This is a genomic window from Bradyrhizobium sp. SZCCHNR1017 (assembly GCF_032381375.1).
Classification (GTDB): Bacteria; Pseudomonadota; Alphaproteobacteria; order Rhizobiales; family Xanthobacteraceae; genus Bradyrhizobium.
The window spans coordinates 66,741-78,604 of the sequence record NZ_JAUHIR010000022.1 but is presented as its reverse complement, the minus strand read 5'-3'; the positions used below and the strand labels follow the sequence as shown (position 1 = coordinate 78,604).

At 67.0% G+C, this 11,864-nt stretch carries 9 protein-coding genes; 6 read left to right on the top strand and 3 right to left on the bottom strand.

Annotated elements, in window-relative coordinates:
* Nucleotides 1-967: 967 nt before the first annotated feature.
* On the top strand, nt 968-3,610 hold the full coding sequence (locus QW863_RS32985) for a TIGR02302 family protein (RefSeq protein WP_315718126.1): 2,643 nt from the start codon (nt 968-970) through the stop codon (nt 3,608-3,610).
* A gap of 65 nt (nt 3,611-3,675) precedes the next feature.
* Here the strand turns inward: QW863_RS32985 and QW863_RS32980 are convergent, their stop codons facing one another.
* A complete protein-coding gene (locus QW863_RS32980) occupies nt 3,676-4,506 on the bottom strand; it encodes a MurR/RpiR family transcriptional regulator (RefSeq protein WP_315718125.1) in 831 nt (276 codons plus the stop codon).
* A gap of 225 nt (nt 4,507-4,731) precedes the next feature.
* On the opposite strand from QW863_RS32980, the gene QW863_RS32975 reads away from it, so the two are divergent.
* The gene (locus QW863_RS32975) at nt 4,732-7,080 is read left to right on the top strand and encodes a phosphocholine-specific phospholipase C (protein ID WP_315718123.1); all 2,349 of its coding nucleotides are present in this window, start codon (nt 4,732-4,734) and stop codon (nt 7,078-7,080) included.
* Between the two features lie 55 nt (nt 7,081-7,135).
* On the opposite strand, the gene QW863_RS32970 is transcribed toward QW863_RS32975, so the two are convergent.
* The gene (locus QW863_RS32970) at nt 7,136-7,600 is read right to left on the bottom strand and encodes a metallophosphoesterase family protein (protein ID WP_315718122.1); all 465 of its coding nucleotides are present in this window, start codon (nt 7,598-7,600) and stop codon (nt 7,136-7,138) included.
* A 29-nt stretch (nt 7,601-7,629) separates the two neighbouring features.
* A complete protein-coding gene (greA, locus tag QW863_RS32965) occupies nt 7,630-8,112 on the bottom strand; it encodes a transcription elongation factor GreA (protein WP_315718121.1) in 483 nt (160 codons plus the stop codon).
* Nucleotides 8,113-8,333: 221 nt separating this feature from the next.
* Here greA and QW863_RS32960 point away from each other — a divergent pair, with 221 nt between their 5' ends.
* From QW863_RS32960 to QW863_RS32945, 4 genes are all read left to right on the top strand, one after another.
* The gene (locus tag QW863_RS32960) at nt 8,334-9,149 is read left to right on the top strand and encodes an IclR family transcriptional regulator (protein WP_315718120.1); all 816 of its coding nucleotides are present in this window, start codon (nt 8,334-8,336) and stop codon (nt 9,147-9,149) included.
* 28 nt (nt 9,150-9,177) lie between these two features.
* Complete coding sequence (locus QW863_RS32955; protein ID WP_315718119.1) at nt 9,178-10,122, top strand: dihydrodipicolinate synthase family protein; 945 nt, start codon at nt 9,178-9,180, stop codon at nt 10,120-10,122.
* 72 nt (nt 10,123-10,194) lie between these two features.
* Nucleotides 10,195-11,022: an ABC transporter ATP-binding protein gene (locus QW863_RS32950; protein ID WP_315718118.1), complete on the top strand. Its 828-nt coding sequence runs from the start codon at nt 10,195-10,197 to the stop codon at nt 11,020-11,022.
* Nucleotides 11,015-11,854, top strand: a complete 840-nt coding sequence (locus tag QW863_RS32945) for an ABC transporter permease (protein ID WP_315718117.1) — start codon at nt 11,015-11,017, stop codon at nt 11,852-11,854. The genes QW863_RS32950 and QW863_RS32945 overlap by 8 nt, the downstream gene beginning before the upstream one ends.
* The last annotated feature ends 10 nt before the right edge of the window (nt 11,855-11,864 follow it).

Here is an 11,864-nt window from a genome sequence, read left to right as displayed (position 1 = left end):
AGCCCACGATGGGCTTGACGTAGCGGCGGACGGGCTTTGCCCTTGGCCCTTGCGACCATTGATTCGACTCCCGGCGCCTAAAGCCGCTGCCGTATGCCCCGCAGGCAACCAACTTCACGAATACCTTCAGCCCGGCTCATCCTGTTCAGCCGTCGTACAGAAAAATTTCCTGTTGCGCTTTATCCGAAATCATGATCTACTCCCGACATCCCGTCCCGCTGAGGGGGCGCTTCGCGATCGTCACGGACGTCGGGTGCGGGATGCGGTGGGCGCACTGGGTCGCAGCGCGGGTCTCTCGCGCGGACGAACGATCCCGGTGCGACGAGGAAGTCGCGTGGTTCTGGCATCGCGGTGCTGATGCCAAGTTGGCGGTGACGAACCGCCGGCGACGGGGGCAAGACAGCCGTTCCCCGGGAAGATCGCGTATAAGTCGTAACACCATCGCGCAGGGAAGGCCGGGTGATCTCGGCTGAGCCTGTGGTTCTGCCGCGTGCTTTCTTGCTGCACGCGGACCATGGGCGCCGGCCGGCGCCCGGTCTTCCCTGCGCCCTCTGTTCGAGGAGGGTGAGATGTCGGGTATCACTCGGGCGCAGATGGCGTCGCGAGAAGGATGGTGCTCGTTTTGCTAATGATTCCTCCGCGAGTGTTTGATCATGTGCATCGTGACGTTCGCCACGACGTCATTGCGAGGAGCGCAGCGACGAAGCAATCCAGAGTCACGCCCGCAGCCCCTGGATTGCTTCTGCGCTCGCAATGACGGGAGTTTGGGGTGGGCGGCGGGCGTCACACTCGGATGTCGATGTCGTCGGGATGCCCCGCTGTCGTCTGGGTGCCCCGTAGCTTTCCGGGAACCGGTCGGTCACACTCCCGTGTGAACCGCGGCTGGCGGCGGGAAAGCCCGCGCAGAGCGGGTGCCTCACGGCTGCCTTTGTGCTAGGGTGAACATCCGGGCAACCTGGAGAGATTGTTGAGCGGCATCACCCCCGAGCCGGCCGGGCCGGCAAGCAGCACGCCCGATGGCCTTGCGCATGATGGCTTGGCGCGGCTCAAGCTGGCGCAGGCGCTGAAGCGGGCGCGTCTCGCCATAGCCTGGGAGCGCGGCTGGCCGCATCTCGCCCGGCTGCTCACGGTGGTCGGTCTGTTCCTGATCGTCTCCTGGGCCGGCCTCTGGCTCGGCCTGCCGTTCGCGGTCCGCATGATCGGCGTCGGGCTGTTTCTGCTGCTGCTGCTCGGCGCCGCCGTGCCGATGCTTAGATATCGCTGGCCGACCCGCGACGAGGGCCTGGCGCGGCTCGATCGCGGCTCGGGCATCGCCCATCGCCCCGCCACCGCTCTCACCGACACGCTGACCACCAAGGATCCGATCGCGCACGCGCTGTGGCAGGCGCAGCGCGAGCGCACCTTGGCCTCGATCAAGCGCATCCGCGCCGGCACGCCGCGGCCGCGGCTGTCGCTGCACGACCCCTGGGCGGTGCGCGCGCTGGTGATCGTGCTCCTGGTCGCGACCTCTATCGCGGCCGGCGACGAGCGGCCGATGCGCCTCGCCTCGGCGTTCGACTGGAACGGCGTGCTGACGCCGGTCACGGTCCGGGTCGATGCCTGGGTCAAGCCGCCGCTCTACACCGCGAAGCCGCCGATCATCCTGTCCGCCGCCAACAAGGAAGGCGCGGTGCCGTCGAGCGGCCCGATCGTGGTGCCCCAGGGCTCGACGCTGATCGTGCGTTCCAGCGGCGGCAATCTCGACATCATCACGTCAGGCGGCGTCGCCGAGGCGGCGCCCGGCGAGGTCGCGGCCGGCGAGGCCGCGCCGAAAGGCACCACCGAGAAGCACTACACGATCAAGACCGACGGCACCGTTCACGTCCGCGCGCCCGCAGGGCAGCCGCAATGGGTGTTCGCGGCGACGCCGGACAAGCCGCCGGTCATCAGCATGGCCAAGGACCCGGAGCGGCAGGCGCGCGGCTCGCTGAAGCTGTCCTACAAGCTCGAGGATGATTACGGCGTCACCGAAGCCCGCGCCAAGGTCGCTGCGCGGCCTGTCGAAAGCAAGGCTGCCGAAAGCAACGAAAGCAAGACGGCCGACGCGCCCGCCGCACGGCCGCTGTTCCAGCCGCCGGAGTTTCCGCTGGTGCTGCCGAACGCGCGCACCCGCAACGGCGTCGGCCAGACCGTCAAGGATCTCAGCGAGGACCCGTACGCCGGCGCCGACGTCACGCTCACGCTGACGGCCAAGGACGAGGCCGGCAACGAGGGCACCAGCGAGCCGTTCGAGACCAGGCTGCCGGAGCGGCTGTTCACAAAACCGCTGGCGCGGGCGCTGATCGAGCAGCGGCGCCTGCTGGCGCTCGACGGCAACCGCAACGGCGACGTGTTCACCGCGCTCGACGCGCTGGCGATCGCGCCGGAGCTGTTCACGCCGGAGCCCGGCCAGTATCTCGGCCTGCGCTCGGTGACGCGCCAGCTCGAGGCCGCGCGCACCGACGATGCGCTGCGCGAGGTCGTGGCGAGCCTGTGGGCGCTCGCGGTCACCATCGAGGACGGCAACATCTCCGACGTCGACAAGGCGCTGCGCGCGGCCCAGGACGCGCTGAAGCAGGCGCTGGAGCGCGGCGCCAGCGACGAGGAGATCAAGAAGCTCGCCGAGGATCTGCGCAAGGCGATGGACAACTACATGCGCCAGCTCGCCGAGCAATTGCGCAACAACCCGCAGATGGCGCAGCGGCCGCTCGATCAGAACACCAAGGTGCTGCGCCAGCAGGACCTGCAGAACATGATCGACCGCATGGAGCGGCTGTCGCGGCAGGGCGACAAGGAGGGCGCGCGCGAGCTGCTCGAGCAGTTGCAGCAGATGCTGGAGAATCTGCAGATGGCGCAGCCCAACCAGGGCGGCGACAACGACATGGAGCAGGCGCTCAACGAGCTCGGCGACATGATCCGCAAGCAGCAGCAGCTCCGCGACAAGACGTTCAAGCAGGGCCAGGACTCGCGCCGCAACCGCAACAAGCAGCAGGGCGACCAGGACCAGGGCATGGGCGACCTGCAGCAGGACCAGCAGGCGCTGCGCGACCGCCTGAAGCAGCTGCAGGACCAGCTCGCCAAGCGTGGCATGGGCCAGCAGGGCGAAAAGGGACAGAAGGGTCAGAAAGGCCAGAAGGGGCAGCCCGGCCAGCAAGGCGAGCAGGGGGATCAAGGCGACCAGGGCGATTCCGGCGACGGGCTCGACGATGCCGACAGCGCGATGGGCGATGCCGGCAGCCAGCTCGGCGACAACAATGCCGACGGCGCCGTGGAATCGCAGGGCAAGGCGCTGGATGCGCTGCGCAAGGGCGCGCAGAGCCTCGCCGAGGCGATGCAGCAGGGCGACGGCGACCAGCCGGGCGACGGCCCCGGCCAGCGCGCCGGCCGCCAGCAGGGCGCGCAGCAGACCGACCCGCTCGGACGCCCGATGCATCCGGGCCGCGACATCGACGATTTCTCGCAGAAGATTCCCGGCGAGATCGACGTGCAGCGCGTCCGCCGCATCCTCGAGGAGCTGCGCCGCCGGCTCGGCGATCAGTCGCGGCCGCAGCTTGAGCTCGACTACATCGAGCGGCTGCTGAAGGACTATTGAGGATGGATCGGCCACGGGAGATCATCCCCGTGGCTCATCGTTGTTTTGACCGGAGGCCGCGCAGTTCAGTAGCGCTTCTCGGACAGGATGCGCGCCGCGTGCTGCAGCCGGTCGACGGAGCGCTCGGTGTCGGTCAGCGCGCAGCAGCTGACCAGCGTGTCGATGATCGCGAGCTGCGCGACGCGGCTGCTCATCGCCTCCGGGCGATAGCGCGTCTCGTTGGCGACGGTGTAGAGCAGCACCTCGCAATGCGCCGCCAGCGGCGACTTGCCGAGCCGGGTGATGCCGATGGTCCGCGCACCCGCCGCGTGCGCCAGCCGCGTCGCCAGCACCGTCTCGACCGTGCTGCCCGAATGCGACACCGTGACGGTCGCGACGTCGGGCCCGGTCATCCCGGCGCTGACCGCCTGGACATGCGAATCCACGATCGCATTGGCCGCCAGCCCGAGCTGCAGCAACCGGTACGACAGGTCCTGCGCAATCGGCGCCGAACTCCCGATGCCGTAGATCTCGACGCGCCGCGCCTCGCGCAGCAGCTTCGCCGCCTGCGCCAGCGCGTCCATCGACAGCAGCCGCCGCGTCTCCTGCAGCGAGGCGGCATGCGCGGCGAAGATGTGGTCCGTCACCGTCGCCGGATCATCGCCGCGATGCAGGTCCTCCTGGATCAGCCGGACCGGCTCGATCAGGTCCCGCGCCAGCATGATCTTGAGCTCCTGGAAGCCGCGTACTCCCACCCGCCGGCAGAACGACACGATCGTCCCCTCGCTCACGCCGCAGGCTTCCGCGACCTCGGTGATCGACATGTGGATGAACGGCTCCGGCCGGGCGATGACCAGCTCCGCGATCTGCCGCGCTTTCGGCGGCAGCTCGTTCTGCAGCTCCCGAATACGAAACAAGATGCCGTTCACGCCCGGCCCAGAACGAAAGGTCGATCCCGTCACGCTGTGCCCCGATACGCTGTGCCCGATGCTGAGAAAATCTCATTCAGATTCATTTTGTAAATAAAAATTTCACAGCGCTGTCAAGTCGCGCTGATACGCCAGGGACGTTCGCAGGAGCAGGTCGGGATCGCCCCGCCAACCCTGAATACGTTCTTCAAGATTTCAAAAGGTCGTATCAGCATGACAACACGTCGCGATTTCTTGGCAGGCGCCACGGCGGCGGCTGCCTTCGCCAGCATCCGCCAGGCGCTGGCCATTCCGGCACGGCGCCGGACCGGCACCATTCAGGACGTCAAGCACATCGTCATCCTGATGCAGGAGAACCGCTCCTTCGACCACTACTTCGGCACGCTGCGCGGCGTCCGCGGCTTCGGCGACCGCTTCCCGATCCCGCTGGAGAGCGGCAAGCCGGTCTGGTTCCAGTCCGACGGCAGCCGCGAGATTCCGCCCTATCACCGCGACTCCACGACCTCGAACGCGCTGGTGGGCTACGGCACGCCGCACTCCTTCGGCGACAGCCAGGCGGCGTGGAATCAGGGCAAGATGGGCTATTGGGCGAAGTACAAGACGCCCTATGCGATGGGCTATTTCGGCCGCGACGACATTCCGTTCCAGTTCGCGCTCGCCGAGGCGTTCACGATCTGCGACGCCTACCACGCCTCGATCACCACCGGCACCGATCCCAACCGCATCGTGTTCTGGTCGGGCTCCAACTTCAATCCGGCGCTGCGCGCGCAGGGCATCAACTCCACCACCAACGATTCCGAGCCCAACAACCTGCGCTGCTGGCCGAACCCGCACAATTGGGTCGCGGGTCAGGCGCAGCCACAGGCGACCTACAAATATGTCGGCAGCGACTTCGCCTGGGACACGCTGCCCGATCTGCTGAACAAGGCCGGCGTCAGCTGGCACATCTATCAGGACATGAACGACAACTGGACCGGCGCGATGCACGGCTGCCTGGCGTTCTCCAGCTTCCGTCATGCCCAGCCGAACGATCCGAACTACGTGCACGGCCTGACCGGCGGCCCGGATTATCTCGACCGGCTGAAGGCCGACGTGATGGCCGGCACCTTGCCGCAGGTGTCGTGGATCCTGCCGACGCAGGCCAACTCCGAGCATCCCGGCGGCGGCAGCCCGACCCGCGCCGGCAATTTCACCGACCAGGTGCTGGAAGCCCTGACCGCCAATCCCGAGGTCTGGAGCCAGACCGTCTTCTTCCTGACCTTCGACGAGAATGACGGCTTCTTCGATCATCTGCCGGCGCCCGCAGTGCCGTCCTACGACATCAACGGCAAGCTGATGGGCAAGGCGACCTTGCCGCTCGACGGCGAGTATTTCTCCAATACCGTCGGCAACGTGCTGACTGCGACCGACACCATCAGCGGCAACATCCGTCCCTGGGGCCTCTCCGCGCGGGTGCCGATGTATGTCGTTTCACCTTGGAGCAAGGGCGGCTGGGTCAACTCGCAGGTGTTCGACCACACCTCGATCGGTCGTTTCCTCGAGAAGCGCTTTGCGATCAAGGTCGACGCCATCAGCCCCTGGCACCGCGCCGTCTCCGGCGATCTCACCTCGGCGTTCGACTTCGCCAGCCCGAACGATCCGCGCTTTCCGGAGCTGCCCGACCAGAGCAACTGGCAGGCCTCGGACGCGCATCAGAAGACGTTGCCGGCGCCGGTTGCGCCCGCGACGCCGCAGCCGCTTTTTCAGGAGAGCGGCGCGCGCTATTCGCGTCCGCTGCCCTATATCCTGCACGCCACCGCGAAGGTCGACGCCGCGGCGGGCAAGGTGAAGCTGCTGTTCGCCAACACTGGCTTTGCCGGCGCCGTGTTCCACGTCTACGACAAGCAGCATCTCGATCTCATTCCGCGCCGCTACACCGTCGAGGCCGGCAAGATGATCGACGATGAATGGAGCGTCGGCAGCGATGGCCTGTATGATCTCTGGGTGCTCGGCCCGAACGGCTTCCATCGTCATTTCAAGGGCGACCTCGACAAGGTCAGGTTGTCGAATGCCGCGAACCCGGAGATCTTCGTCGGCTACAACGTCTTCGAGGGCGGCCTGCACATGCAGCTGCGCAACGACGGCCATGCCCGCGTGAGCTTCACGGTGAAGTCCAACGAGATCTATGGCCCGTTGCAGGCCGTCACCGCCTCGGTCTCGGCCGCGCTGGAGCCGCAATGTCCCGGCTTCGGTCCGCGCCCGGGCTTCCATCCGGTGGGTTTTGGCGTGGTGCCGGGCTTCCGGTCGGCGCCCGACTTCGATGCTCCCGGCTTCGGCTTTGGCGCACCGACCTTCTTCCCCGGACCGAGCCATGGCGGCCCATCGACGTCGTGGACCGTCAAGGTGTCTGCGCCCGGCCGTCACGGCGAGCTCTACTGGCATCTGCGCAAGTCCGGCCTGTGGTACGACTTCGTCGTCACCAGCGACACCGACGACAGCTTCTACCGGCGCATCGCCGGACATGTCGAGACCGGCCGTCCCTCGTTCAGCGATCCCGGCATGGCGCTGGCCGATCGCTTCTGATCGATGCATCCACGAGATTTGCGGAGGGCGCCCATGGGCGCCCTTTCGCTTTGCGTCAGCCGCTGCCGAGATCGTGGATCGCGGGTGACAGTTGGCCCGAGGAGATGTTCAGCGTCGCCAGGGTGATCGGCAGCTTGAAGCGGCGCGGCCCTGCGCTGCCCGGATTCAGGTAGAGCACGCCGTCGCGTGTCTCGACGCCTGCGCGATGCGAATGACCGGACACGACGATGTCGATACCCGCCGTTGCAGGGTCGATCGCGAGGTCGTGGACGTCGTGCACGACATGGACGGCACGCGTGCCGAGCCTGACGGTCTCGGTCGCAGGATATGCATTCGCCCAATCTGCCGTGTCGATGTTGCCGCGGATCGCAGTCACCGGCGCGATCAGGCGAAGCCGCTCGACGATCTCGTGCCGGCCGATATCGCCGGCGTGGATGATGTGGTGGACGCCCGACAGACATCGCACTGCCTCCGGCCGCAGCAGCCCATGAGTGTCGGAGATGATTCCAACTTTGAGCATCGTTTCCTGCCGGCGTGATGGGCATCGCCTCAGGCGATCGTGAGAATCTCCAGCTCTTGTCCGGTGACCTCGACCATGTCGCCGGCCGATTTGCCCATCAGCAGGCGAGCCACAGGGGAGACATAGGAGATCATGCCGCGCTTCGGATCGGCCTCGTCCTCGCCGACGATGGTGTAGGTCTGGACGCGGCCGTCGCCGCGCTTGAACGTCACCGTGCTGCCGAACGCGATCTGCTCCGTCGATGTCGGCGCCGGCATCACCTGCGCGGTCCGCACCCGCGCTGCAAAGTAGCGCGCGTCGCGCAGCGGCAGCGCCGACTCCCGTCGCCGCTCGTTGACGTCCTCGATTCCCTGGGCCGCTTCAAACGCCGCCTGCGCTTCGCGCAACTGCTCCTCGAGCGCCTTGAGTCCGGTCGCGGTCACGAGATTCGGATGCGGCGAGACCGGCCGGTCGGGCAGTTGCGTTTCGGCCGCCGTCTCGGCGCTCTCTTCCTTGGTGAATGCGACGCTCACGCCGGACTCCTGAAAAGGGCCGCGAGATGTCGCGGCCCTCAGGGAGAGATCATGCCGGCTGCGCGGATTTCAAGCCGTGTCGCATGCCGCGCGCGAGCGCGCTTGACAGCAGCGGCTACGCGCATTCTAATATACGAACTATAGTTCGCAATCCGAACCTTAGAAAATCGAAATGCCGGTCGTCAAGGCCGGCGTCAAGCAGGAAACGTCGGAGCCTCCACGTGGACGAGGACAGCAAGGCTGGCAAAAGCGTCGTGCAGTCGCTGGCCAAGGGCTTTCAGGTGCTCAATGCCTTCACCAGCGAGGAGCCCGAGCTGGTGCTCGCCGACGTTGCGCGCCGCGCGGCGCTCGACAAGGGCACCACGTTCCGACTGCTCAACACGCTCGTGATGCTCGGCTATGTCGAGAAGGTCGGCGACTCCAGGCGCTTCCGCCTGACGCTGAAATGCCTCGATCTGGGCTTCAACGCGATCGCGCGCTCGGAGCTACGCACACAGGCGCGCCCGATCCTGCGCAGCCTGGTCGGCGAGATGAACGAGGCTGCCTCGCTCGCGGTGCTCGACGGCAGCGACATCGTCTATGTCGAGCGCATCCAGGCGGGCCTCGTCCGGCTCGGCGTCGACGTCCGCATCGGCAGCCGCGCGCCGGTCTATTCGACCGCCGTCGGCCAGGCGATCCTGTCATTGCTGCCGGTCGAGACGCAGATCGAGGTGCTCGAGGCGCAGCCGCGCATCAAGCGCACCGAAACCACGATCACCGATCTCGACGCGCTGCTGCAGCGCCTGCGCCAGGTGAAGGCTGCCGGCTACGCGCTGTCAAATCAGGAAAATGCGCCGGGGCTGTGCGTGCTCGCCGGGCCCGTCATCGACCGCGACGGCATTCCGCTCGCGGCGATCAGTATCGCTGCGCCCACCATGCGCATCACCGCGGACGACTTCGAGCGGCTCGGCGTGGCGCCGCTGCTCAGAGCGGCAGCCCAGCTGTCCCGGGCTCTGGAGGCCATGGGCGGGGCGACTGCGACGGTCGCGAAACGATGAACGTCGATGTGACGAAACAGGAGCAAGCATGAGCGTCATGACCAATTTCAAGGGGATCATCCCGGCGATCGCCGTCCCCTTCAACGCCGACCATTCGATCGACGAGGCCGAGCTGACGCGCTATGCGGCGTGGCTCAGCAAACGACGCGGCATCGTCGGCATCATGACCAATGGCCACACCGGCGAGGTGTTCAGCCTCACGGCGAAGGAGCGCGCGGAGGTGACGCGCATCGTCGCCAAGGCGCTCACCGGCATCTGCCCGACCATCTCCTCCGTCGTGTGCGAAGGCATCAAGGACGGCATCGAGCATGCGCTGATGGCGAAGGAAGCGGGCGCGACTGCTCTCGACATCATGCCGCCCCATCACTGGCTGCGCTTCGGCTTCAAGCGCGAGCACTGCCTGGATTATTTCAGCGCCATCGGCGAAGCCACCAGGCTGCCGTTGATCGTGCATGTCTATCCCGCCTGGACCCGCGCCTCGTTCTCCTCGGAGCTGCTCGCCGAGCTCGCCCGCCTCGACCACGTCCAGGCATTCAAGATCGGTACCCGCGAGATGAACAAATATGCGCGCGACCTCAAGGCGATCCGCGCCGCGGCGCCGCACAAGGCGCTGCTGACCTGTCATGACGAATATCTGCTGGCCTCGATGGTGCAGGGCGTCGATGGTGCGCTGGTCGGCTTCGCCTCGCTGATTCCGGATCTGATCTACGATCTGTTCGCTGCCGTCACCGCTGGCGACCTTAAGCTTGCGATGAAGCTGCAGGCCATGATCGATCCGCTCAAGGACGCGGTGTATGGCGGCGGCGAGCCGACCGGGGAGGCGCATGGCCGCATGAAGGCGGCGATGCAGGTCGCCGGCGTGATCCGCGATGCCACCGTGCGGCCGCCGACGCATGCGCCGAGCGCCGAGGAGATGGCCGCGATCCGCGCCGCGGTGGCCGCGGCCGGGTTGACGGTGAAGGCTGCGGCCTGAGCTTGCGAGAGGCGACGGCCGGTGCCGGCCGTTGCCCCGTGATCACAACAAAAAGACACCGGGTGGACGCTGATGCTGACGATGGATGTCGACGATGCAACCCGGCGCGCTGCGGCTGTGCCCGAGGCTGTGCTCATCGCGATCGATCAACTGTCGAAGACCTACGTCTCGGCCTCCGGCGCGGCGGTCCATGCGCTGAGCCGGATCTCGCTGGATATCAAGCCGGGCGAGTTCGTCTGTGTCGTCGGTCCCTCCGGCTGCGGCAAGAGCACCTTGCTGCGTCTGCTCGCGGGGCTTGATAGTTACAGCGACGGCCGGCTGCTGCTCGATGGCGAGGCCGTCGCCGGTCCCTCGCGCAAGGTCGGCGTCGTGTTCCAGGCGGCCAACCTGCTGCCGTGGATGACGGTGCGCGACAATGTCGGGCTGCCCTTGCGCGTCGGCGGCAAACATGCGCCGGCCGGCGATCGCATCGAGCAGCTGCTCGCCGTTACCGGTCTCGGCGATTTCGGCGACAAATATCCCTATGAGCTGTCCGGCGGCATGCAGCAGCGCGCCGGGATCTGCCGCGCGCTGGCGCGCGATCCCGAGATCCTGCTGATGGACGAGCCGTTCGGCGCGCTCGACGCACTGACGCGCGAGCGGCTGAACCTCGAGCTGCAGCGAATCTGGCAGGAGAACCGCAAGACCGTCCTGCTGATTACGCACTCGATCTCGGAAGCCATCTTCCTGGCCGACCGCGTCATCGTGATGTCGGCGCGTCCCGGCCGCATCCTTGCCGATCTCCACGTGCCGATCCCGCGGCAGCGCAGCTTCGACGACATCGTGCTGCATCCGGACTATGCGCGGCTTGCCAGGGAAGTTCGCGGGCTGCTCAATGCACAGGAGCACGGCCATGACTGATCTCGCCAACGTCGCCGTTTCAGCCCTGTCGCAGAAGCCCGCAAGCCCCCGGCGCCGCGTCAGCCTGGGCTCGCCGATCGCCTGGATCGGCCTCGCGGTGCTGATCCTGAGCTGGATCGCCGCGGTCAACCTGCTGAACATCCCGTCCTACATCCTGCCGAAGCCCGAAGCGGTCGTTCGTGCGTTGTGGTCCGGGCTCGCGGTCAGCCCGGCCAGCCCGCTCGGCTATTACCTGCCGCTGTGGAGCACGCTGAGCAACGCCGCCGCCGGCTGCGCCATCGGCGTCGGGCTCGGCCTCGTCATCGGCTCCTTGATGGCCGAGGTCGAAGCCATCGAGCGCCTGGTGATGCCCTATGCGTTCGCGCTGCAGAGCCTGCCCAAGGTGGCGATCGCGCCGCTGATCGTGATCTGGTTCGGCTTCGGTGACGGCTCGAAGGTCGCGATCTCGGCGCTGCTGTCGTTCTTCCCGGTGCTGATCAACAGCTTCACGGGGCTGCGCGCCGTCGAGCCCGAGCGTATCGACCTGATGCGCTCGCTGTCGGCCTCGCGCTTCGAGACCTACCGCATCGTCAAGCTGCCCAACGCCGCGCCCTTCATTTTCGCGGGCCTCGACATGGCGGTGGTCTATGCACTGCTCGGCGCGATCGTGGCCGAATTCCTCGGCGCCCAGCGTGGCATGGGGGTCGTCATCACGCAGGCGCAGGCGGTGTCGGACGTCGCCGGCGTGTTCGCCGCGCTGATCATTCTCGGCGTGCTCGGCATCGTGCTGCATGGGATCGTGCGCTGGTGCGAGGCCAAGGTCGTGCACTGGGGCGCCAACCGGAAAAAATAGGACCACAGGG